This is a genomic window from Apibacter sp. ESL0404 (assembly GCF_019469245.1).
Lineage (GTDB): Bacteria > Bacteroidota > Bacteroidia > Flavobacteriales > Weeksellaceae > Apibacter.
This window is the reverse complement of sequence record NZ_CP048267.1, coordinates 1,883,370-1,907,248: the sequence shown is the minus strand read 5'-3', so window position 1 is coordinate 1,907,248 and position 23,879 is coordinate 1,883,370. Positions and strand designations below refer to the sequence as shown.

The following is a 23,879-nucleotide window of genomic DNA, read 5'->3' as shown; positions in this document are numbered from 1 at the left end:
AAAGTAAGTGAATTAGAAAAGTTGATCTATCTTTGTTTACATGAAATGGGATGAAATAATAGGTCAGCAAAACTTAAAAAAGCTATTGCAAAATTCAATCAAGGAAGATAGAATTAGCCATGCGCAACTGTATATAGGAAAACCGGGTTACGGAGTTTTACCGCTTGCACTTGCCTATGCTTCAGAAGTTATTTGCAAACAATCTGAAAAATGTTTATTACAGATCAATCGATTACAACATCCCGATTTGCATTTATCTTTTCCAACCATTAATAATACAACAGAAAAAAAAGAAGCCATAAGTTCCGACTACATTAAACAGTTTAGAGAGTTTATTATCGAAGATCCTTATAGGGATATAAACCAGTGGTATGCATATATTAATGAAGATAAAAAACAAGGGATCATCTCTGTTAAAGAAATAGAAAATATAATTGATAACCTAAACTTAAAAAGTTTTGAAGGAGGATATAAAGTTCAAATAATTTGGATGGTAGAAACTATGAGAGTAGAAGCTGCCAATAAATTACTTAAAATATTGGAAGAACCGCCTGCTAAAACTTTGTTTATACTCATTGCTGAAGATGATAAAAAAATTCTTCCAACCATATTGTCTCGTTGCCAAAAAATAACTGTTAATTCTTTGGAAAACAATGAAATATCTGATCATTTACAAAATAGGTTTTCCTTAGACAAAGAAACGGCCGATATTTTAGCAAAAAGAGCTGAAGGCGATTGGGATGTAGCTTGTAAGCTAATAAAAAACAATACCTTACAAGAAGAATTCGAGAAATATTTTATTCGATGGAACCGTGCAGCGGTCATGGCTCCTAAAAAACCACAATTTTTAAGAGAAATAGTAGATTGGTCTTTAGAAATATCTGCTTGGGGTAGAGAAAAACAAAAGAATTTCTTACAATTTTGTGCCGAAACTTTTAGACAAGCCTTACTTCAAAATTACGAATCATCAAGCTTAGTAAATAATCCATTAACATATGAAAACTTTAAATGGGATAATTTTAGTCATTTTGTTCACGGGAAAAATATAGAAGATATTTTAGAAGAAATTAATAACGCATTTTTTCATATTGAAAGAAATGGAAGTGCTAAAATCATTTTTTTAGATATGGGTATTAAATTAACACGATTTTTGGCTAGAAAAAATGAGTAATTTTTGCCATATAAGATAAAAAAAGTTGTTTTTTCATCTGGTTTTTAGAAAGGTTATTTGCGTGTATTTCAATTTAATAAGCTGTTTAACAGCTAGATAAAAACGATCGTTATTTAGAATAATTACAAATTAACAAAAACTAAAAGATATGTTAAAAAAAACATTTGGCAATATAGAGCATATTTTTATTTTTGCATAAGTCGCTTTTAATGGGACAATTATATTATAAATAAGTTTCATTCAATTGAAATCAATTATTATGAATAAAATTATAGCAGTCTGTATGCTGACTCTCTTTACAAGTGTTTCTGTTTTAGCGCAGAAAGTAAATGGAGATGTAAAGAATGGAGAGAAATTATTCAAAGACAATTGTACCGCTTGTCACGCGTTAGACCGAAAACTTACAGGACCTGCCCTAAAAGGAATTGTAACAAAATTAACTGAAGAAGGCGCTGATGTAGAATGGATCCAAAAATGGATCATGAATAATGAAGCCTTAAGAAAAAGTGGAGATAAGCGTGCGAATAAAATCTTCGAAGAGAACAATCAAATTGCTATGGATGTTTTCGAAGGCAGATTATCAGTACAAAATATCGATGATATTTTAGCCTATCTTGAAAATCCACCGGCTCCACCGGAAGAAGCTGCTCCCGCCGTAGTTGAAAAGAAAACATCAAATGATCTTAATTATATTTTACTTTCCTTTGCCTCAATAGGGGTAATATTGATTTTTACCTTACTGAAAATCAATAAGCTAGTAAAACTAAAAACCTCCAGCGCTGAATTATCAGAACTTGAATCTACAAGAATTAGAACTTTTTCACAATTTTATGTACAATATAAAGGAGTCTTGTATGGATTGGTAACTTTACTATTGGCTTTATCTTTTTACGGAGTATGGGCTTGGTTGATGGGAATAGGAGTCGATAAAGGTTATGAACCGGATCAACCTATTTATTTTTCACATAAAATTCATGCAGGAGAAAATAAAATCAATTGTCAATTATGTCATTCCGGAGCAAAATATGGGAAAGTTTCCGAAATTCCTTCTCTAAGTGTATGTATGAATTGTCATAGAAATATCAGCGAATATACCGGCAAATATATCGAACCGGGCAAATCTAAAGAATTCTATACTGCTGAAATTAAGAAAATTTATGACCATATTGGTTGGGATGAAGAAAACCAAAAATACACAGGTAAACAAAAACCTGTGAAATGGGAAAGAATTCATAATATGCCGGATTTCGTATATTTTAATCACTCACAACACGTAGTGGCAGGAGAAAAAACAATAATAGCCGATTTCAATAAAAAGAACCCGAATCATCAAATTGACGTGGTATGTAAAGCCTGTCATGGTTCCATAGATACCATGAATGTTGTAAGAATGGCGAATGATTTCACAATGGGATGGTGTGTAGATTGCCACCGTACTACAGAAGTCGATATGACCAATGGATATAATGCAGCTTACTTCAATAAACTTCATGAAAAATTGAAGAAAGAATATGGAGAAGATAAATCTAAAATAACGGTAGATGCCATAGGAGGTTTAGAATGCGGTAAATGTCATTATTAATTAATTAAAATCATCAGAAGATCATTATGGCTTCAAAAGATAAAATAAAATTTAGGAGTTTAGAAGAATTACAAGATCCTTCACTACCAGAGAAATTAGCAGCAAATGAATTTGTAGAAGAGCTTCCTATCGATGAATTTTTAGGAGATGATCAAGCAATGTATTCTACAAAAACTTCTCGAAGAGATTTCTTAAAATTCTTAGGTTTTGGAACAGCAGCTGTAACTTTAGCAGCCTGTGAAGCTCCAATTATTAAATCGGTACCATACGTGGTTAAACCCGAAGGTATCATTCCGGGAGTACCCAGTTATTACGCCTCAACTCTTTACAATGGATTTGACATTGCCAGTGTTTTAGTTAAAACAAGGGAAGGAAGACCCATTAAAATTGAAAGTAATAAAAATGCTGCCTTTTTTGGTGAAAGCACAGCCAGAAGTCAAGCATCTGTTCTTTCATTATATGACAATAACAGAGCTAAAACACCTAAACTGAATGGATCTGAAACCGATTGGAAATCATTAGATAATTATGTAAATAAAGAATTACAGGCAGCTAAGGTTTCGGGTAAAAAGATTGTAATTTTAACCCCATCTTTACCTTCTCCCTCCACTAAAAAAATCATTGAAGATTTTACAACCCTATTCCCAAGCACAGAACATGTCGTTTACGATGCGATTTCTTATTCACCGGCTTTAGATGCAGCTGAAGAAGTTTATGGAGTAAGAGCTTTACCATTATATGATCTAACTAAAGCCGAATTATTGGTTTCTTTTGGTGCTGATTTTTTGAATGATTGGAATGGAGGACATTTTGAGGCAGATTATGCCAAAGCCAAAACCCCGGGGAAAACTATGCTTAAGCATATTCAAATTGAATCCAATTTAAGTTTATCAGGGGCTAGTTCCGATGAAAGAATGCCGTTAAAACCTTCGGAAGTTCAAAAATTATTGGGTGAAGTGTATAAAGCATTGGATGGAACTTCTTCCAATCCTACTGCTCAAAAAATAGCTAAAGAACTCACAATAAAAGGTTCAAAAGCGGTTGTATTTGCGGAAGGCGATAAATCAGCCTATGTGATAGCCAATCTGATAAATCAAAAATTAAATTCATTAGCAGTTAGAAAAGATAAAGTATTATTGACTAAAGAATCCAATGATGCTCGTTTTTTGGAATTACTATCTTGGTTGTCAACCGGACAAGTAGGAGTATTACTTAACTTTAATACTAATCCGATTTATTCATATTCAGAGGGAGAAAAACTGAAAGATTTATTTAAAAAGGTAAATTGTTCTGTATCTCTTTCAGAATATGAAAATGAAACAGCTTCTATATGTAAAGCCATTGCACCGGTTCCTCATTGGTTAGAATCATGGGGAGATTTAAATCCGGCAACAGGGGTTTACTTATTATCACAACCAACCATCCAAAGAATTTTTGATACTCGTCAATTTCAAGATTCATTATTGGTTTGGAGGAATGCAGGATTACAAACAAATGCGGTTAAAGAAAATACCACAGTTGCTCCCGTTGGTTCGACTCCATCGGTTGATTCTTTAGCTACACAATCTAAAAAAGATACGGTTCAAGATGCAACCACTCCGTTTAATTCTACCTATACTACGACAGCAACGCCCCAGCAAACCAATGCTTATTATAATTATTTAAAACAATATTGGCAAACGCAGTTAGGAACTAAATTAGGTTATAGTTTTAATCAGGCTTTATATAATGGATACAATGAAACATCTGAAATTACAGAATTAAATGTAATCGGAGGAAATGCGGAACAGGCATTATCTAACTTAGCAGTTATTAAAGCGGGAACTTTTGAATTAAACTTATATCTTAAAACAGCTATTGGAGACGGAGTTCAAGCGAATAATCCTTGGTTGCAAGAGTTGCCGGACCCTATCTCTCGTCTAGCATGGGATAACTATATTACAATTTCATTAGAAGATGCTAAACAATTAGGAATTAAGAATGAGACCAATGGCAGAATGCAATTAAATGGTTCCTTAGTAGATTTAACGGTTAATGGAAAAGTAATAAAAAGTGTTCCTGCATTAATTCAACCGGGACAAGCTAAAGGATCAATTGGATTAGCCTTAGGATACGGCCAATCAAAATCAGGAAAAGTAGGTCAAACCGGAATAAATGCCTATCCTTTTTATCTTAACTCTAATTTAATTCAATATAACATAACTATTAAACCGACTCAAGGAATGCATGAATTTGCGTCAATGCAAATGCAAGGCACCTTAATGGGCAGGTATGAAATAGCAAGAGAGGTTTCCTTAGATACTTTCTTAAACGAGGATCCTAAAAAATGGAATGAGCCGTTAAAAATGGATTCATACGTAGGAGAAGTTCCTATGAATAAAGTAGATCTATGGAGAGATTATGACAGTACAGACGGTCCACATTTTAACCTTTCGGTTGATTTAAATGCATGTACCGGATGTGGTGCTTGTATTATAGCATGTCAAGCCGAAAATAATGTTCCCGTAGTTGGAAAAGAAGAAATAAGGATGTCAAGAGACATGTATTGGTTACGGATAGACAGATATTATTCTTCTAAAAAGCAAATAGAGCAAAAAGAAGAAATCTTGGAAAATTTGGATCAAGTTCCTATGTATAAGGAATTAATTGAACCGAATCCAACTAATCCGGATGTAATTTTCCAACCGGTGATGTGTCAACATTGTAATCATGCACCTTGTGAAACGGTTTGCCCGGTAGCGGCTACTTCTCATGGAAAACAAGGACAAAATCATATGGCTTATAATCGATGTGTAGGAACCCGTTATTGTGCCAATAACTGTCCGTATAAAGTACGTCGTTTCAATTGGTTCAACTACGCGCTTAACAATAAGTTTGACTATAATATGAATAATGATTTAGGAAGAATGGTATTAAATCCTGATGTCGTTGTTCGTTCCAGAGGAGTCATGGAAAAATGTTCCATGTGTATACAAATGACTCAGGCTACCATTTTAGAGGCTAAAAAACAAGGCAGAAAAGTGGAAGATGGAGAATTTCAGGTAGCATGTTCACTGGCTTGTTCTAGTGGAGCAATTAAATTTGGAGATATTAATGATTCTTCATCAGAAATTGCAAGGCTATCAAAAGATAAAAGGAAATATGTATTGTTAGAAGAAGTAGGGACAAAACCTAATGTATTCTATCAGCACAAAATTAGGAATAGAAAAGAATCATAAAAATTTTAAGAAAGTTACTATGTCAGGACATTACGAAGCACCTATTCGCGAGCCGTTAATTTTAGGGGATAAAACCTATCATGACATTACGGAAGATATAGCCCGTCCTATTGAAACCAAAGCCGGGAAACTTTGGTGGTTTGCTTTTTATATTGCTTTAGTAGCCTTTATCTATGGAGTAGGGTGTATCGCTTATACGATAGGTACCGGAATAGGGGTATGGGGACTAAACAGAACGATAAATTGGGGATGGGATATTACTAATTTCGTTTGGTGGGTAGGAATAGGTCATGCAGGAACATTGATTTCTGCTGTATTATTGCTTTTCCGTCAAAAATGGAGACTTTCCATAAACCGTTCGGCGGAAGCCATGACTATTTTTGCGGTGGTTCAGGCAGCCATGTTCCCATGTATTCATATGGGACGTATATGGTTAGCTTATTTTGTATTTCCTATAACTAACCAGTTCGGAACTTTATGGCCCAATTTCAACTCCCCCTTATTATGGGACGTATTTGCCATCAGTACCTATTTTTCGGTATCTGTGGTTTTTTGGTATATCGGACTAATTCCTGATTTTGCCATGGTTAGAGATCGAGCGGTTAAACCGGTAACTAAAAAGATTTATACTATATTGAGTTTTGGGTGGGGAGGCAAAGCAAAGCATTGGCAACGATTTGAGGAAGTGTCATTAGTTTTGGCAGGTCTTGCAACTCCTTTAGTTTTTTCTGTTCATACCATTGTTTCCTTTGACTTTGCAACTTCAGTTATTAAAGGATGGCATTCAACAGTATATCCGCCGTATTTTGTTGCGGGTGCTATATTTTCCGGTTTTGCTATGGTTCAAACCTTGCTTAGCGTGGTTAGAAAAGTATGTCATTTAGAGGATTATATCACTCAAAAGCATATCGAATATATGAATATTGTAATAGTTGTGACAGGAGGAATGGTAACAGTAGCTTATATTACGGAATTCTTTATCGGATGGTATTCAGGAAGCAGATATGAAGATTTTACTTATTTCTCAGTTGGAGCTGCCACAGGACCATATTGGTGGGCATTTTGGTTATTAATTCTTTGTAATGTATTAATTCCTGCCTCTCTTTGGATAAAAAAATTAAGAAGAAACTTTCTATGGACCTTCATTGTTTCCATTGTTATAAATATCGGTATGTGGTTTGAAAGATTTGATATTATTGTTATCAATCTGTCACGAGATTATTTACCAAGTTCATGGACAATGTTCCAACCTTCTTTTGTAGACGTTGGAATATTCATCGGAACGATAGGTTTCTTTTCAGTATTATATCTGTTGTATGCTAGAACTTTCCCGGTTATAGCTCAGGCAGAATTGAAGACAATTATAAAAACATCAAGTGAAGGGTATAAAAAACATCATTTAGAAAATGAGCACCACTAAGACAATTATTTACGGTTTATACGGAGATGATGATCTTCTTATAGATGGGGTTAAGCAACTTCGTGATAGAGGAATTGAAATTAATGAAGTTTATACACCTTTTCCGGTACATGGATTAGATAAGGCAATGGGATTAAAAGAATCGAGAATGTCTGAATTTGCTTTTTTCTATGGAGCTATGGGGTTAGCTGTTGCTTCTGTGCTTACTTGGTATACGATGAATTATGATTGGCAGCAAAATATAGGAGGAAAACCGAGTTTTACTTGGACAGAAAATATGCCGGCTTTTATTCCAATTATGTTTGAGCTGACTGTATTTTTTGCCGCTCACCTCATGTCCATTACATACCTTATTTTAAACAAGCATTATCCGGGACAAAAAGCTCAAAATCCTGATCCAAGGACTACCGATGATAAATTTTTAGTTGAAATTTATAATCAAAATTACGACCAAGTAAAGGAAATTTTGATAGCTACAGGTGTTGAGGAAATAACTGTAAAAATAATTGAAGATGAAAAAAATAACTAAATATATTCTTTTTGCTATAACAGGAAGTTTGTTTATAATTTCTTGTAGTAAGAAAAAACCCAGTTTGGTTTATTTTCCAGATATGTACTATCCGGTAGCCTATGATCCTTATCAAGAGGCAGTAATTGCTTATGGAGAACAAGGAACGACGGTTCCTTTATTTTCAAAGCAAGGAGGAGCAACCGCGTTAGCGCCTGTACCCGGAACCATAGCTCAAAATCCCGAAGGAATTTTACCTATGGATTTACCAAATACCCCTGAAGGATATGATGCTTCTAAAAAAATAACGGTTTCACCGCTAAACCCTTTAAACAAAGATAAGGACTTAGCCAGAGGAAAAGATTTATATATAAAAACATGTTCGGCTTGTCATGGTACAGCCGGAGACGGACAAGGTGATATTGTTCAATCCGGAGCATTTTCGGGAGTACCTAATTATAAAGATAGGGATATAACAGTCGGATCTGTACATTATGTTATGGAACATGGAAGAAATGCCATGGGATCTTATGCGGGGCAACTTTTACCCGGAGATATGTGGAGAGTTGCAGAATATGTAATTAACGAATTTAAACCTTCTGCAACATCAAACTCTGCAGAACAGACACAAACAACAGAACAATAATACAGCTATGAGATATACATTTTCATCAAGTCTTAAATTAACGTCCATAGTATTAATCGTAGTAGGATTGATAGCCTTTGGTATAGGGTATTATCAGAATTCACGTATAGATGAACATGCTGTTAAGGAAATTTTACATCATAATGAAGAATTAGCGGGAGCTCAACCCATGAATTCAGTTTATAAAGGAGATGTTGCGCACTCTAAAGAACATATTGAACATGCTGAACATCAAATTCATAACAGGCCGTGGTCTGCATTTTTTGTGTCTTTGATGTTATTTTTCGGTATTTCAGCTACCGCCTTGTTTTTTGCTGCTGTCCAACATGCAGGTAATGCCGGTTGGTCTATTGTTGTTATCAGAGTAATGGAAGGTATTGCTTCGTTTCTACCTGTAGGCGGCTTATTAATGGTTGTATTTATTTTTCTTTCATCATATGGTGGTGAACACGGAGGACTGAATCATTTATATCATTGGATGGATCCCTCTTTAACCGATCCTAATTCTTCGCATTTCGATTTACTTATAAAATCTAAGGAACCGTTTTTAAATAGACCGTTTTTTGTTATTAGAACGCTGATTTATGTGGCCGGATGTATTTTCTTTTTATGGAAAATAAAATCTCTAACGAGAAAGTTGGATGAAACTAAAGATGTTTCCGATTATAAAAAAGTTTATAACTGGAGCGTAGGTGCTATTGTTTTCTTTGCTTTAGCATCCGCTTGCTGGGCATGGGATTGGTTAATGTCCATTGATCCTCATTGGTATTCCACTTTATATATGTGGTATGTATTAATCAGCTGTTTGGTTTCTTCCGTTGGAGTGATGTTGATTATTTCCATATATCTGAAAAAGAAAGGTTTTTTACCGGCATTTAACGATAACCATATGCATGATCTTGCTAAATTTTTGTTTGGGTTTAGCCTTTTATGGTCTTACCTGTGGTTTGCGCAATTCATGTTGTATTGGTATGCTGATATTCCTGAGGAAACGGTATATTTCTTTGGAAGATACAAGTTATATGGACCTACTTACTTTACCATGTTGATCCCGAATTTAGTTTTACCGTTTTTGATATTAGTTAGCAGTAAAGTGAAGAGGAATTATGTCATTGTTCCTATTATGGCTTGTGTAGTACTATTCGGTCATTATTTGGATATGTTTAATATTATTATGCCGGGAACTGTTGGTGCTTTCTGGGGTATAGGATTATTAGAAATCGGGGCTTTTATTTTTATGTTGGGACTATTTATATTTACTGTAATGTATTCTATAAGTAAGCTTAATTTAGAAGCTAAAGGTAATCCATACTATCATGAAAGTGAATTATTTGAATATCCTTTCTAATCATTAAAAGAATTTATTATAAAAAAAAGCATCTCTATCATGAGATGCTTTTTATTTATTATGGAATTTATTTTTGTCTGAAATATATTTCAATCGGAACACCTGTCAATTCAAAATTTTGACGTAATTTATTTTCAATAAATCGTTTATAGGGTTCTTTGATATATTGCGGTAAATTTGCAAAAAATGCAAATTGTGGAGTTCTGGTGGGAAGCTGAGTACAGTATTTAATTTTTATATATTTACCTTTAATACTTGGCGGGGGTGTAGATTCAATTATAGGAAGCATGACTTCATTTAATTTACTGGTTTTGATCCTGCGTGAACGATTTTCATAAACTTTCATGGCAGTTTCTACCGTTTTATACACACGCTGTTTAGTAATAGCCGAGGTGAAAATGATGGGTACATCCGTAAATGGAGCAATCTTTTCTTTTATAAAATTTTCAAATTGTTTTAACGTATTGGTTTCTTTTTCAACTAAATCCCATTTGTTAACGACGATAACAACACCTTTTCGGTATTTTTGGGCTAAAAATAAGATGTTCATATCTTGTTTTTCCCAACCTAAGGTTGCATCTATCATTAAGATTACAACATCTGAATCCTCAATTGAACGTATGGAACGCATTACGGAATAAAACTCAAGGTTTTCATTTACTTTAGTTTTTTTCCGCATACCGGCAGTGTCTATCAATACAAACTTATATCCGAATTTTTCATATAAGGTTTCTATACTGTCTCTGGTAGTACCGGCTATATCTGTAACGATGTTACGCTCGTTTTCCAATAAGGCATTGGTAAATGTTGATTTTCCCACATTAGGTCTTCCTGCAATGGTTATTCTCGGCAAGCCTTCAAAAGGGGCTACGTAATCTTCTTCTTTAAATGTGGCAACTATATCATCCAGCAGATCTCCTGTACCGCTACCTGTCATTCCTGATATAGTATAATATTTCTCCATTCCCAATGAATAAAACTCCATGGCTTCCGTTTCCAACATAGCATTGTCCACTTTGTTAACAACTAAAAAGACTGGTTTGTCAGTCTTTCTTAAAAGATTGGAAACCTCTTTATCCATGTCGGTGATGCCTTCTGTTACGTCAACTAAAAATATAATCGCAGAAGCTTCATCTACGGCAAGTTCAACTTGTTTTCTTATTTCTTCTTCGAAAATATCTTCTGATCCAACAACATAACCTCCGGTATCAATAACAGTAAAATCGACTCCGTTCCAGTCACTTTTTCCATAATGCCGATCACGAGTAACCCCGGCCACACTATCAACAATTGCTTCCCTCTTTTGTAGTAATCGATTAAAAAGAGTAGATTTTCCTACATTAGGCCTTCCTACAAGCGCTATAATATTTGACATATCATATTTTTTGCAAAGGTAAATAAAAATAAGTAGCAGATTTATATTTGGTGTATGTAAACGTTATCGTAGCTATTATAATTGTTTTAAATGTTTGTATTCAATAAATTATGCTCTAAATATAAAATTATTTGTATTCTTTGTGAGAATTATAAATTTTGTTATATTTTTGATTTTTAAATTTTAATAATTAAAGGCGTTTTTTGATTTTGGAAAAAAGAATTAATGTAACTAAGGTATTTTTACCTCCTTTATCTGAATATAATACATATTTAGATAAAGTTTGGGAAAACCAATGGCTGACCAATAGAGGTGAATTAGTTTTAAAACTTGAAGAGAAACTCAAGAAGTATTTAAATATTACTAATATATTAGTTACTAATAACGGTACCGTCCCTATTCAAATAGCATTGAAAAATATTGCTGAGGGAGGAGAAGTTATTACTACACCTTTTAGCTTTGTGGCCACTACTTCCGCCATTATATGGGAAAGCTGTAAACCGGTGTTTGTGGATATTGATCCGGATCATCTGACTATAGATGAAAATAAGATTGAAGAAGCAATTACAGATAAAACTACGGCAATATTAGCAACCCATGTGTTTGGTAATCCTTGCAATGTGAAAATAATAGAAAAAATTGCAAAGAAATATCAGATAAAGGTTATTTATGATGCAGCGCATTGTTTTGGAGTGGAGCATGACAGCAAATCCATATTTGAATATGGTGATATAAGTACCTGTAGTTTTCATGCTACCAAATTATTTCATACGGGAGAAGGAGGAGCTTTATTTTGCAAAGATTCCGAACTGATGAAAAGGTTAAATTATAGTCATAATTTTGGTTACACTGAAACCAATGATATTTGTGGTGTAGGAATTAATGCTAAAATATCTGAACTACAAGCTGCGATGGGCTTGTCTGTATTACATTATATTGATTATATAATTGCTGAAAGGAAAAAAGTAGTAGATTTTTACAATGAATCGCTAGATTTTAGTAAATTAAAATCACTCCAAATAAGAGAAAATACTAAGTGGAATTACAGCTACTATCCCATTATATTTAATTCTGAAAAGATACTTCTAAAGGTACAACAAAAATTAGCAGAACAAAATATTGTCCCCAGACGATATTTTCACCCTTCTTTAAATACAATAAATTATGTTAAAGGTTGTAAAATGCCAGTATCAGAATACATATCAGAAAAAATTTTATGTCTGCCATTATATGTAGGTTTAGAAAATAGTGATTTAAATAAGATTGTCAGTATTATTAATACATATAATGTGTAATAAATTTTTTTAACTTCTATAAAAAATTTTAATAATTATTTATAATTGGTAACTTTTTTTTATTATTGTAGAAAAAATGATTTTATTTAATAATTAGAAAAATAAATCATAAAATTTACAAAATGAAAATTAAAGAACCGGAATCTACATATAGAGTAAGATTTGCAGATTGTGATCCTATAGGTCATCTTTCTAATCTTCGATATTTTGATTATATGCTTAATGCAAGAGAAGATCATTGTTTAGATAATTATCAATTGGATAATTTTGAACAGTCTAAAAAAACGGGATGTCTATGGGTTGCTTTGCAAAATCAAATTGCTTATATAAAAGAAGTAAGATATAATAAAGACATTGTAATTACAAGTAAAATTATAAAATATACAGATAGAACTAATACTGTAGAAGTACTAATGTTGAGTAAGGATAAGAGTATAACACATGCTTCCTTATGGGTAACTTTAATATATTTTAATTTAGCAACTCGAAAATCTGAAGTTCAGCCTGAACAATTTATGAAATTATTTGAAGAAATTTGTGTAACTATACCTGAAAATTTATTTGAAGAGAGAGTTGAAATTTTGAGAAAGAAAAATAAAAAAATTATTTAAAAAAATAAATGATTGTAACTGAAACCAAACTCAAAGGATGTTATGTTGTTGAACCAAAGGTTTTTGAGGATTCTCGTGGTTATTTTATGGAAACGTATAATTTTAAACAATTTGAAAAACAATTAGGTTATAAACCTAATTTTGTTCAAGATAACGTTTCAATGTCTTCTTATGGGGTTATAAGAGGTTTACATCAACAACTACCTCCGTTTGCCCAAGCTAAACTGGTATACGTTTTACAAGGGAAAGTAATCGATGTGGCAGTGGATACACGAAAAAATTCTCCAACTTTCGGGCAATATGTTTCTGTTGAATTATCTTCAAAAAATAAAAAACAATTATTTATTCCCCAAGGATTCTTACATGGTTTTTCTGTTTTATCAGAAACAGTATTATTTGCATATAAATGTGAAGGATATTATAATAAAAAAAACGAAATTAATGTTAATCCCTTGGATAAAGATTTAAACATCGATTGGGGAATTGAGAACGGCAAAGAAATTCTTTCTAATAAAGATTTAAATGGTATTTCATTTAAAGATTTTAAACCAATTGAAATATAAATTATGAAAAAAATTTTAATTACTGGAGGGGATGGGCAATTAGGGAGATCGTTAAAGCAACGAATAAAAGATAAACCTCTTGTTAATTATAGTTTTGTTTTTACAGATATTCAGGAATTGGATGTGTTGGATGAAATGTTTGTAAAAACATATTTTTTTTCAAATAGATTTGATTATGTCATTAATTGTGCGGCCTACACGGCGGTCGATAAAGCAGAATCGGATATTGAGATGGCCGAAAAATTAAATGCAGATGCAGTAAAATATTTGGCTAGAGCTAGTGCATCGCAAAAAGCAACTTTTATACATATTTCTACTGATTATGTATTTTCAGGAGAAGAATCTACACCACGCAAAGAAGATGATCCGGTAGCTCCATTAGGTATATATGGTCAAACAAAATTGAATGGTGAAGTGTTTGCACAATATTATAATCCTAAAACATATATTATAAGAACTTCATGGTTATATTCTCCCTATGGAGTTAATTTCGTGAAAACGATGTTAAAATTATTTAAGGAAAAAGATGAAATAAATGTCATAAAAGATCAGATAGGATCGCCTACGAACGCTTTGGATTTAGCAGATGCTATCCTAACTATTATTGAAAATGATATAGGGGCTTATGGTATTTATAATTACTCTAATGAAGGAGAATGTTCATGGTATCAATTCAGTGAAGAGATAAAAAAAATAAATAAATCTAAAATAAAAATCAATCCTATACTAACTACGGATTATCTAACTTCGGCAAAACGTCCTAGATACAGTTTATTAGATAAAACTAAAATTAAAAATACATTTGGTATTTCCATTCCTGATTGGAAAGATAGTTTAAAAGGGATGTTTATTCATTAATTTATATTATTATTTGATCGCTCATTTTATTTAATTTATTATTTGAAATTTATGTTATTTATTTATTTCATTTAATAAATTATAATTTAATTTTTCTTAGAAAAGAATATTATATAGGGTTAAATATAAAATCTCTCAAAAAATTATCTTATCATATAATAAATAAGGAGTAATATTAGTAAATAAAATAATTATAATTGTTGTTTAATTTATCTTAAATGAATATTTTTGCGTATTATGTCTATTCATAAAATATTTAAAAATATAAAGCGATGAACAATATAAATTTGATTTTAATTAATCTTAAATTAGAAATTGATTATAAAGATAGAGTTACAAATTTTGTTACTATTTTTAATATCTAACTTTTGGCAAATATAAATATTAATTATATTAGTTTTGATTAACAAAATCTGTTAAAATGATGATATTTTAGGTTATTTTTTTATATAATCATAATAAATTTAAGTGACGATCACCTTAATTACTAAAAAATAACATGAAAATTATTATAAAATACTTACTTCATCAGTTGAAAATTTTTTATTTGAATTTATGGTATAAAATATTTATTGATATTGATATTATTTTAATTCTTTAATAAATTATTTTTTTATGTTTTTAAAAGTATTATAGAAATGAATATTAATAATTTAACATTAATTTTTTATAATCTGGAAAAGGAACATTTGGGTAAAGATGTATTTCTGGTACCTTATTATTTAGGGAAAAAATTAAAATGCGAAACAACAATAGTTTATCAAAATAAATTCACAAATAGATTCTTTAAAGATAAATTTAGAAATATCAATTTAATTCCGCTTAAAAATATTTTCTTACTAAAAGGTATTGAAAAAATCTCTTTTTTTATATCATCTTTGTTTTATGTGATTTTTAAAGGAAAAAAAATTGATTTATTGATGACTTTTCATTTTCGTACGACAAGTGCCATTTTGTGTATGTTATATAAACTTGTTAATCCAAATGGTAAGTTTTATTTAAAAGTTGATGGAGGAAAAGATATAATAGAAGTAAGAAAAAATGCCTCTTTCGTTAAAAATAGGATTTACAATATCTTACTTAAACAAAGTGATTATATTTCATTGGAAACTGATTTAGCATATCAATTATGGAAAAAGAATTTAAATATACCTGAAAAAATTTTTTTTATTGAAAATGGTTTTGATGAAGAAGAATTAAATAAAATGTCATTAAAAATTAGGTCTTTTAATGAGAAAGAGGATATATTTATAACAGTTGGGCGTTTAGGAGCATTTGAAAAAAACTCACAAATGTTTTTATCTGCTATAGATAAATTGTCTAATGTAAATAATTGGTTATTTTATTTTATAGGGCCTTACGATGATGATTTTAAAAAAGAGATAAAACAATTTTTTGCAATTAACACTCATTTAAAAGATAAAGTAATTTTTACAGGTCCTATTTATGATAAGAGTGTTTTATGGGAATATTATAATCGGGCTAAAGTTTTTGTGCTAACTTCTAGAAGTGAAGGCTATCCAATAGTTTTTTCTGAAGCTTATAGATTTCAAAATTATATAATAACAACACGAATTGGTGGTGCGGAAGATATTCTTCTTAAAAATAATAATTTTGGAAAAATAATTGATCAAGATAATAGTGAGCAATTAAAATCCGTTATAGAAAAAATAATTTCTGATAATAATTATTTTATTAAATATCAGAATAGCAATTACACAGATAATTCTTGGAATAAGAATTTAAGTTCTTTAACAAAAAATATTAGATTAAGTTGATATATAAGATTTCTATTGTAAATCATAATAGATATTCAGATACATTGGAATGTTTGGAGTCTATACTTAAATCAACTGAACAAAATTTTCAGTTGTTCGTCGTGGATAATTCTACTAGAGAAAAGGACTATGAAATGTTTAAAAAATGGAGTTTAAACGTTCCTTTGAATTTAAATACAAAATTTCCAGATCTTGTTTATCCAATTTCTTATAAAAATAATAATGATATATTATTTATTAATGAAGATGAAATTGAAATTAAGAAAATAATTGAACAAAAAATTGTATTTATAAAAGCAAAAGAAAATAAAGGATTCTCAGCGGCAAATAATATAGTTTTAAAGTTTCTTAAAAAGCAGGATAAATATGACTATATTTGGATTCTAAATAATGATACGGTAATTCCTACTGATTTTTTACGCAATATCTCTATTAAAATGAGTAAAGAAAAAAATAATGTTGGAATAGTTGGTAATTCATTGTGTTATTATGATTTTCCTAAAAAATTACAGTGTGTTGGTAATAAATTTAATCCTTGGCTAGCTCATACCTTTCCTTTATATGAAAATAAGCTATATTCTGATATCTCAAAATCCGATATAAATAACCTAATACCAGTCGGTGCTTCTATGTTTATAAAAAAAGAATGTTTTAATGATGTAGGTTTTTTAGATGAAGATTACTTTTTATATTTTGAAGAATGGGATTATACAAGCAGAGCAAAGAAGAGAAAGTGGAAATCGCTAATCATAACAAAATTTCATATTTATCATAAGCATGGAACTACTATAAATTGTGGAAAAAATGGAAAAAAAAGAAAAACATTATTTGCAGATTATTATTTTTTAAAAAATAAAATATTATTTGCTAAGAAAAATTTAAAATTTTATAACTTGCCGATAATATATTTAAGTTTTATACCTATAATAATAAATAGAATAAAGCATAGGCAATGGGATAGGTTAGCTTTGATACTTAAGATAATGTTGAGATAAATTTAAAAATATGAAAAATAAAATAATGATTTTGTCTTTCGGGAGAACAGGAAGTTTACCGTTATATTCAGATAGTATAGTTTTACATTTTCCTAAAGAGTCTTATGATTATTATAAATCTAAATATGCTATAGAAGGTATTTCAATATCTAATCAAAAATCATTAGTAACCTATAAATCAGCTTTTTCATTTATTTTAAATACTCTTTTTATACTCCCATTTTATAGTATAGTTCTTTTACCCAAAATAGTGAAAAATTATAGAATACTATATTTACCATATTTTCATTTATGGAATTTACCTTTTATTTTGCTCTTTAGAATATTAGGGCGCGAGGTAATATTGACTGTACATGATGGTGTTTTACATAAAGGAGAAAATGGTTTTTTGATTCAGCAATATTCTAATTTAAATATTAGATTAAGTTCTAAATTAATTTTTTTGACAAACTACGTTAAAGATAATGTAGAGAAAAAATTAAAACTAATTAAACCAAGTATTATAGTTCCTCATGGATTAATTGAAACAATATCGTTAGTGGATTCTCCATCGAAAATAAATAGGGGGAAAAATATACTTTTTATAGGTAGGATTAGTCCTTATAAAGGTGTAGAGCTTTTAGCTGAAGTTATTGAAGATATAGGGGATAAGATAGATAAATGTATAATTGCTGGAAAAAGCATTTATGAATTAAAAATTAATGATACAGAAAAATTAAAGATACAGGATAAATATCTATCAGATGTAGAAGTAGGTAAACTTTTAAATTGGGCTGATATTTTAGTATTACCATATTTGGAAGCGACACAATCGGGAGTTATTACTCTTGGGATTAGTTCAGCATTACCTATGGTTTGTACCAATGTTGGTGGTTTTCATGAACAATTAGATCAAGATGAATGTATTTGGGTTGAGCCTAATAAAGATTCATTAAAGAAAGGTTTAGTATATCTAATTGAAAATCAATTTCAAAGAGATTATTTAATTAAACAAATGCATAAAAAGAAAACATCTCTTAATTGGAGTAGTATTTCATTACAAATATTTAAATTTTTAAATACTAATGAATAATCTAACCATTACAAAAAGTAAATTCATATTTTTCAGTTTTGCTTTTTTAGGATTAATAACTGCAATTTGCAGTAGCTATGTATTACCTAAAAAATATTTTTCAGATGCATTAACGATCATTCATAATCCATGGAATTTAAAAGGGATAGTAGGAAGTTTCCAGCTTTCAATTTTTTTTTATTCCGTTACAGGTATGAGATGGATGCCTTTTCCTATGGTAGCTATATTACAATATCCTATTATCATTTATATATTGGTTAAAATGGGAATTCCTTCCAATTTTGATAAAATAAGAGTTAATAACTGTCTTATGTATTTTGCCTTTTTCCTTTTAGGAATTTATATATCTATGCAAACTAAGGAATTTATAACATTTTTATTCTGTACCTTAATTGTTCTAATATGTAAAATGAAAAATCATATTATAACAAACAGAATTATTGTTTGCATACTCCTTATAATTTTTTCTTTGATATTTAGATCTTATTATTTTTTGGTATTAATCATAACACTTTTATTTAGTGTTTTACATCTAATAAGAATAACTAATAATGTATATATTCTTTTTTTATATGGTTTATTATTAATAATCCTTATTAGTCTAGCGTATGGATATGTAAAAGGAGACTACATGTCATACCAAACAAGAACAGAATTAAATCAAGTACGTCTTGATGATCCAAAAATTAGAGAAGAAGCGAAATCGGTTATAATGTCTCCTGTCTCCTCTGATACATGGTATGGAGAAGCAGTATCAATATTATATGGGTTTATGGTAGTAAATATACCATTTAACTCCATTTTTTCTTTGGCACCACAAGTTGTAGTATTTGCAATATGGCAGATATTTTTATTTTGTTGTTTATCATTGAGGTTTAAAAAAAGGTTGAAATTAAAGAAGACTGATAACATTAGGTGGATTTATTATATCGTGTTTTCTTTTTTCATAGTTCAAGGTTTGTTTGAACCAGATTTAGGGTCTTCTATAAGACATAAAGCTGGAATTTTTCCTCTTATTTATTTTATTTTATTTGATGATGTTTACAAATCAAAAGCTTGAAAAAATAAATTTTATATTTATTTTATTAATATTAAGTAGTATTATATTTAGATCAGTATGTTCAATTTTGATTTTAATTTATTTTCTATTCTTAGTATTTAGTTTTTTTAAATTAAAATATAAAATTAAATTTCATTTTTTGATAATATTGATATCTATTCCATTTCTAATTGAAATATTATTTTTTTGGAATAATGATAGTTTTTATTATGGTATAAAATCATTAGAAAAAAAAATGATATATTTATTTTTTCCTTTTTTTACTTTAACTTCTCCATTTAAAATAGAAATATTCAGAATAATTAATTATTGGACAAAAATTATGTGTTTAACACTAATTTTTTTCTTAGTAAGATATATTGTACTATTTAGGGAAAATGTTGTAAAATATTTAAATGGAATAGACGTGTGGGATATGGGGTATAGTTTTTCAAGGAGTATTGATAATAATCACGCACCTGCGCTTAATTTAATTGTTTCATTTTGCTGTATATGTGCATTATATACTTATTATAATAATATTCATAAAAATCGTTTAATCCGTATATTTAATTTGATTATATATATAATATTATTGAATTTAGTTTTTATAATAAATACGAGAATAGCTGTATGTTGTGCAATATTAGGATCTATTTATTTAACTATACATAAATATAAATCCATTTTTACATTAAAAAAAACTGTTTTAATAACAACTTTATTAGCAATATTTATATTTCTATTTATAAATTTTTTCCCCTATATAATAAAAAAATATACTACAGTTTCTTTTAATAATCTGGATAAAGTAGGAAAGCTAGATGAATTTAAAGATCCTGAAAGTGAGATTTATAATTCAATGGTTACGAGATTGACTATTTGGAAATCCACAATAGACCTATCCAAAAGAAACTTATGGATAGGTGTAGGCTCATCTGATGGAAAAAGAAAATTATTTGAATATTATCGTGAAACTAATCAAAAATTTTTGTTTAAGCATAAATTTCCTGTTCATAATCAATATTTAGACTATTTATTAAGATTTGGAGTAATGGGATTAATCTTATTAATTCTATTTATGCTCATACCTTTTTATATAGGATGTAAATTGCACAATTCTTTAATAATTTATTTTTCATTATTTTTCATAATATCAAATATGACTGATGACTTTTTAATTCGTTTTGATGGTATAGTTTTTAGCTGTATATTTTTTAGTTTGTTTGGTTATTTTTATTTAAACAGTTTAAATAAATATTCTTCAAATTATTAAAGTTATTCTTTAAATTGAATACTTCTTTACAGCGAGTAAGTCCATTTTTACCCATTTCTTCTCGAATGTCTTTATCTTTTAAAATTTCTACATATTGTTGGATATCGTTTTCATTATGAAATAAGAATCCGGTTTTTCCATGAACTACAATATCCTTATTTCCCATAATATTCGTAGCAAGAACTGGTTTTTGAAAAGTCATTGCCTCAAGAGGCGCTATAGGTAGCCCTTCCCACAATGATGTTTGTATATAAATATCTAATTGATTTAAATAGTAAAATATATTATCATGATTTAACCAACCGGTTATAGTTATATTTTGAGAAGTAATTTCATCTCGTAATTCACCATCTCCGATCCATAAAAAATCTATATCGGGGTTATTCTTAGCAATATTATTAAATAACCATGGATTTTTAATATATGATATTCTACCGATAATACCTATAACTAACCGTTTATTATTAATTTTTTCTAATTTATATTTATCTGATATAGTTTCAATATTAATCCCATTTCTCACCAATAATGTTTTGCCGAATTTTTTTCCATATTCATATTCACTATCTCCGCATGCAATTGTCGTTCCCCCAAAAATTTTGGATGTATACTTTTCTATGTAATAATAAAATTCTTTTTTTAAATAAGAAATATCTTTACGTAAAAAAGAATAAGCATGAGGAGTATAAAATACAACCGCTTTTTTGTAAAATAAAGATACAAATCTGCCAATTACTCCCGCTTTAGATGAATGAAGATGTATAATGTCAGGTTTTAATAATTTACATATATTTAATAATTCATATATACTTTTAAAATCTTTTAAAGAAATTTCTTTATTAATATCTAATTCAATTAATGAAACCCCGTTAGATAATTCCTTTTTAATATTTATATTAGCAACTTCACGACGTTTTCCACTATATGCAATAGTAGTATCAAACAAGTTAGATTGTTTGCCAAAAAAAATCGTTAAGTCTTTGATATATGTATAAATACCTCCACCAAGGGCCTCAACAACATGTAAAACTTTTATTTTATCCATAATTTTGAGAAATTAATAATTTTTATGTAAATATTATGTTCATATTAAATCAGATTAAAATACTAAAATAAAAAAAAATATTTTAGAAAATTTATTTTTTATTGAATATTAATTTATTATTTATAAATATAATAATGTATGAAATATACTCGATATTTAAAGAATAGTTTTTTCTTCAATTAATACTTGATTAAGTTATAATTTTATCTTTTTTTATTTTATAAATTCAAATATTATAATTTAGATATTTACTTTATACATGTAAAAGATTTATTCCATTCCCATTATAAAGTTCTGATATTCTTATTCATGAGATAGTGTTTTATTTCATAAAAAAAATCGATTGTATGTCGTAGATAGAGTTACTAATATTATATCAATATTTGAAAATAATTTTTATCAAATAATATTATTTAGCATAATAATATTCTCTATATCGGATTAAAAAAAGATGATTTATTTTCAAATAAAGTAACAATTTCTTTTTTAATTTATCTGTTTATATTAACCTTTATAATTAGAGCTTTTTTATTTTTGAAAATTTATAGAAGTTTAGGTGGAAATTACATAAGGGCCATTTTTATAGATGAGAATAAAAACACTCATTCTTTTATTAATTTTCTATCTATAAGAAAAGATTATGGATATATTATTTGTGGTACTTTTTTTTATCAAGTGTAAATGATAATAAAAAAAGAATTTGTATCAATTTGATTTATCTAGGTTAAAATATTATATAGTTGATGAGAAAATCCAAATCATATTTTTTTTATTAAATGGAAAACTTTCAAACAAAGTGCATGATGAACTGATAATTCTAGCACAAAAACTTCATTTAGAAATTAGATTTATTCCAAGCACAGTATATGATTCATTTTATAGTTTAAATTTAAAATATTATGATGCATTTCCAATACTGTTATTTAAAAAATTTCCTTTAGATGATTTTTGGAATCAATTTATCAAAAGGCTATTTGATATTCTATTTTCATTGTTTGTTATAATTTTTATTTTAAGTTGGCTATATCCGCTTATTGCAATAGCAATTTTACTAGAATCTGGCAAACCTGTAATCTATGCTCAAAAAAGAGTGGGATTAGGAGGGAATATATTTTATTGCTATAAATTCAGAACGATGAAAAACAGTAAAGATAATGACATTAAAGCCACTGTAAAAGGTGATTCAAGAGTGACTAAATTAGGTCGTATATTGCGTAAGTCAAGTTTGGATGAAATGCCTCAGTTTTTCAATGTGTTAAAAGGAAATATGTCTGTTGTAGGGCCTAGGCCACATATGGTTCTTCAAGATAATTATTATAATGATCTATTAATAAAATATAGCCTAAGACAGTATGTTAAACCTGGTATTACCGGATTAGCTCAAGTAAAAGGTTTCAGAGGAGAAATAAATTCCAGGGAAGATATGCAAAAAAGAATAATTGCAGACATTTATTATGTTAGAAAATGGTCTTTCCTATTAGATATGGTCATAATTTTAGGTACCGTATTTAAAACGGTTGGAGGAGATAAGAAAGCAATTTAGAGTTATTGTTGTAAAATAATATATAAAATATTTAATTTATTTTAATAAAATATATATTTTTGTAATGTTTGAAAATAATAAGTAAAATATTCATATATTTTGCTACGTTACTAATTGTAGCACATTCCTTTGTTCCTCATCAACACAAGGTTAAATTTGAAATTGTTCTTCACGAATGTTTTTTATCTGAGGCTAAAAATAATCATTCTGTAAACTTATTCGAGAAACTCGAAGATATAATCAAACATATAAATTTAGGAGAAAAAAATTTAGACGATTTTAAATTATCTATCTCTAATTATGAATTTTCTCAACAACTCATTTATATTATACCGGATTCTTTTTTTGGGGTTAATTTTCAATTAATAAATTCTTCGAATAAAGATTTTAATTTCTACTATTCATATACAAAAACCACTTCTAAAAAATTTTTAGGAAGAGGTTTGAGAGCTCCCCCATTTTTAAATTCTTAAAATTCCAATTGATTTAAGTAATCGGAGATAATAAATATATAATTGATTCTTATTCTCCGTAAC

At 29.0% G+C, this 23,879-nt stretch carries 20 protein-coding genes; 18 read left to right on the top strand and 2 right to left on the bottom strand.

Translation table 11 applies throughout. The features are described 5' to 3' along the window. The first annotated feature begins 40 nt into the window (after window positions 1-40). The 7 genes from GYM72_RS08095 (at window position 41) to GYM72_RS08065 (ending at window position 9,893) form a co-directional block, all read left to right on the top strand. A complete protein-coding gene (locus GYM72_RS08095; RefSeq protein ID WP_220264044.1) occupies window positions 41-1,171 on the top strand; it encodes a DNA polymerase III subunit delta' in 1,131 nt (376 codons plus the stop codon). A 259-nt stretch (window positions 1,172-1,430) separates the two neighbouring features. Next, window positions 1,431-2,753: a c-type cytochrome gene (locus tag GYM72_RS08090; RefSeq protein ID WP_166004643.1), complete on the top strand. Its 1,323-nt coding sequence runs from the start codon at window positions 1,431-1,433 to the stop codon at window positions 2,751-2,753. 26 nt (window positions 2,754-2,779) lie between these two features. Continuing rightward, entirely contained in the window at window positions 2,780-5,971 is a 3,192-nt protein-coding gene (locus tag GYM72_RS08085) for a TAT-variant-translocated molybdopterin oxidoreductase (protein ID WP_220264043.1), read from the top strand. Window positions 5,972-5,990: 19 nt separating this feature from the next. Further along, window positions 5,991-7,391: an NrfD/PsrC family molybdoenzyme membrane anchor subunit gene (gene nrfD / locus GYM72_RS08080; protein WP_160557295.1), complete on the top strand. Its 1,401-nt coding sequence runs from the start codon at window positions 5,991-5,993 to the stop codon at window positions 7,389-7,391. Continuing rightward, the gene (locus GYM72_RS08075; RefSeq protein ID WP_220264042.1) at window positions 7,378-7,920 is read left to right on the top strand and encodes a DUF3341 domain-containing protein; all 543 of its coding nucleotides are present in this window, start codon (window positions 7,378-7,380) and stop codon (window positions 7,918-7,920) included. The genes nrfD and GYM72_RS08075 overlap by 14 nt, the downstream gene beginning before the upstream one ends. Next, window positions 7,904-8,545 carry a cytochrome c gene (locus tag GYM72_RS08070; RefSeq protein WP_105296733.1) on the top strand — a complete coding sequence of 214 codons (642 nt, stop codon included), beginning with the start codon at window positions 7,904-7,906 and terminating at the stop codon, window positions 8,543-8,545. The genes GYM72_RS08075 and GYM72_RS08070 overlap by 17 nt, the downstream gene beginning before the upstream one ends. Before the next feature lie 7 nt (window positions 8,546-8,552). Next, the gene (locus GYM72_RS08065; RefSeq protein ID WP_160541744.1) at window positions 8,553-9,893 is read left to right on the top strand and encodes a quinol:cytochrome C oxidoreductase; all 1,341 of its coding nucleotides are present in this window, start codon (window positions 8,553-8,555) and stop codon (window positions 9,891-9,893) included. Between the two features lie 67 nt (window positions 9,894-9,960). On the opposite strand, the gene der is transcribed toward GYM72_RS08065, so the two are convergent. Next, on the bottom strand, window positions 9,961-11,268 hold the full coding sequence (gene der / locus GYM72_RS08060) for a ribosome biogenesis GTPase Der (RefSeq protein ID WP_220264041.1): 1,308 nt from the start codon (window positions 11,266-11,268) through the stop codon (window positions 9,961-9,963). 203 nt (window positions 11,269-11,471) lie between these two features. Here der and GYM72_RS08055 point away from each other — a divergent pair, with 203 nt between their 5' ends. The 9 genes from GYM72_RS08055 (at window position 11,472) to GYM72_RS09990 (ending at window position 20,755) form a co-directional block, all read left to right on the top strand. Then, window positions 11,472-12,563 (top strand): DegT/DnrJ/EryC1/StrS aminotransferase family protein, encoded by a 1,092-nt coding sequence (locus tag GYM72_RS08055; RefSeq protein WP_220264040.1) that lies wholly within the window; start codon window positions 11,472-11,474, stop codon window positions 12,561-12,563. A 122-nt stretch (window positions 12,564-12,685) separates the two neighbouring features. Beyond that, entirely contained in the window at window positions 12,686-13,174 is a 489-nt protein-coding gene (locus GYM72_RS08050; protein ID WP_160556969.1) for a thioesterase family protein, read from the top strand. Window positions 13,175-13,182: 8 nt separating this feature from the next. Beyond that, a complete protein-coding gene (rfbC, locus tag GYM72_RS08045) occupies window positions 13,183-13,737 on the top strand; it encodes a dTDP-4-dehydrorhamnose 3,5-epimerase (RefSeq protein WP_220264039.1) in 555 nt (184 codons plus the stop codon). 3 nt (window positions 13,738-13,740) lie between these two features. Then, window positions 13,741-14,595 (top strand): dTDP-4-dehydrorhamnose reductase, encoded by an 855-nt coding sequence (gene rfbD / locus GYM72_RS08040; RefSeq protein WP_220264038.1) that lies wholly within the window; start codon window positions 13,741-13,743, stop codon window positions 14,593-14,595. A gap of 638 nt (window positions 14,596-15,233) precedes the next feature. Continuing rightward, the gene (locus GYM72_RS08035; protein ID WP_220264037.1) at window positions 15,234-16,373 is read left to right on the top strand and encodes a glycosyltransferase family 4 protein; all 1,140 of its coding nucleotides are present in this window, start codon (window positions 15,234-15,236) and stop codon (window positions 16,371-16,373) included. Beyond that, window positions 16,370-17,368 (top strand): glycosyltransferase family 2 protein, encoded by a 999-nt coding sequence (locus GYM72_RS08030; protein ID WP_220264036.1) that lies wholly within the window; start codon window positions 16,370-16,372, stop codon window positions 17,366-17,368. Before GYM72_RS08035 ends, GYM72_RS08030 begins: the two co-directional genes overlap by 4 nt. A 10-nt stretch (window positions 17,369-17,378) precedes the next feature. Beyond that, the gene (locus tag GYM72_RS08025) at window positions 17,379-18,440 is read left to right on the top strand and encodes a glycosyltransferase family 4 protein (protein ID WP_220264035.1); all 1,062 of its coding nucleotides are present in this window, start codon (window positions 17,379-17,381) and stop codon (window positions 18,438-18,440) included. Continuing rightward, window positions 18,433-19,500, top strand: coding sequence for a hypothetical protein (locus tag GYM72_RS08020; RefSeq protein ID WP_220264034.1), 1,068 nt, complete (start codon window positions 18,433-18,435; stop codon window positions 19,498-19,500). Before GYM72_RS08025 ends, GYM72_RS08020 begins: the two co-directional genes overlap by 8 nt. Continuing rightward, window positions 19,475-20,755: an O-antigen ligase family protein gene (locus tag GYM72_RS09990; protein ID WP_370626036.1), complete on the top strand. Its 1,281-nt coding sequence runs from the start codon at window positions 19,475-19,477 to the stop codon at window positions 20,753-20,755. The genes GYM72_RS08020 and GYM72_RS09990 overlap by 26 nt, the downstream gene beginning before the upstream one ends. Here the strand turns inward: GYM72_RS09990 and GYM72_RS08010 are convergent. Next, window positions 20,697-21,800 carry a glycosyltransferase gene (locus tag GYM72_RS08010; protein WP_255571485.1) on the bottom strand — a complete coding sequence of 368 codons (1,104 nt, stop codon included), beginning with the start codon at window positions 21,798-21,800 and terminating at the stop codon, window positions 20,697-20,699. The two genes, GYM72_RS09990 and GYM72_RS08010, sit on opposite strands and share 59 nt — an antisense overlap. Window positions 21,801-22,500: 700 nt before the next feature. On the opposite strand from GYM72_RS08010, the gene GYM72_RS08005 reads away from it, so the two are divergent. Further along, window positions 22,501-23,343 (top strand): exopolysaccharide biosynthesis polyprenyl glycosylphosphotransferase, encoded by an 843-nt coding sequence (locus GYM72_RS08005; RefSeq protein ID WP_220264032.1) that lies wholly within the window; start codon window positions 22,501-22,503, stop codon window positions 23,341-23,343. A gap of 68 nt (window positions 23,344-23,411) precedes the next feature. Then, complete coding sequence (locus GYM72_RS08000; protein ID WP_220264031.1) at window positions 23,412-23,816, top strand: hypothetical protein; 405 nt, start codon at window positions 23,412-23,414, stop codon at window positions 23,814-23,816. Window positions 23,817-23,879: the final 63 nt, after the last annotated feature.

Excerpts from the sequence above, each read along its gene's own strand:
- GYM72_RS09990 (WP_370626036.1), top strand. The coding sequence starts at position 19,475 with ATGATGTTTACAAATCAAAAGCTTGAAAAAATAAATTTTATATTTATT.
- rfbC (WP_220264039.1), top strand. The coding sequence starts at position 13,183 with ATGATTGTAACTGAAACCAAACTCAAAGGATGTTATGTTGTTGAACCA.
- der (WP_220264041.1), bottom strand. The coding sequence starts at position 11,268 with ATGTCAAATATTATAGCGCTTGTAGGAAGGCCTAATGTAGGAAAATCT.
- GYM72_RS08090 (WP_166004643.1), top strand. The coding sequence starts at position 1,431 with ATGAATAAAATTATAGCAGTCTGTATGCTGACTCTCTTTACAAGTGTT.
- GYM72_RS08035 (WP_220264037.1), top strand. The coding sequence starts at position 15,234 with ATGAATATTAATAATTTAACATTAATTTTTTATAATCTGGAAAAGGAA.
- GYM72_RS08050 (WP_160556969.1), top strand. The coding sequence starts at position 12,686 with ATGAAAATTAAAGAACCGGAATCTACATATAGAGTAAGATTTGCAGAT.
- GYM72_RS08075 (WP_220264042.1), top strand. The coding sequence starts at position 7,378 with ATGAGCACCACTAAGACAATTATTTACGGTTTATACGGAGATGATGAT.
- GYM72_RS08070 (WP_105296733.1), top strand. The coding sequence starts at position 7,904 with ATGAAAAAAATAACTAAATATATTCTTTTTGCTATAACAGGAAGTTTG.
- rfbD (WP_220264038.1), top strand. The coding sequence starts at position 13,741 with ATGAAAAAAATTTTAATTACTGGAGGGGATGGGCAATTAGGGAGATCG.
- nrfD (WP_160557295.1), top strand. The coding sequence starts at position 5,991 with ATGTCAGGACATTACGAAGCACCTATTCGCGAGCCGTTAATTTTAGGG.
- GYM72_RS08065 (WP_160541744.1), top strand. The coding sequence starts at position 8,553 with ATGAGATATACATTTTCATCAAGTCTTAAATTAACGTCCATAGTATTA.
- GYM72_RS08020 (WP_220264034.1), top strand. The coding sequence starts at position 18,433 with ATGAATAATCTAACCATTACAAAAAGTAAATTCATATTTTTCAGTTTT.
- GYM72_RS08025 (WP_220264035.1), top strand. The coding sequence starts at position 17,379 with ATGAAAAATAAAATAATGATTTTGTCTTTCGGGAGAACAGGAAGTTTA.
- GYM72_RS08095 (WP_220264044.1), top strand. The coding sequence starts at position 41 with ATGAAATGGGATGAAATAATAGGTCAGCAAAACTTAAAAAAGCTATTG.
- GYM72_RS08010 (WP_255571485.1), bottom strand. The coding sequence starts at position 21,800 with ATGGATAAAATAAAAGTTTTACATGTTGTTGAGGCCCTTGGTGGAGGT.
- GYM72_RS08085 (WP_220264043.1), top strand. The coding sequence starts at position 2,780 with ATGGCTTCAAAAGATAAAATAAAATTTAGGAGTTTAGAAGAATTACAA.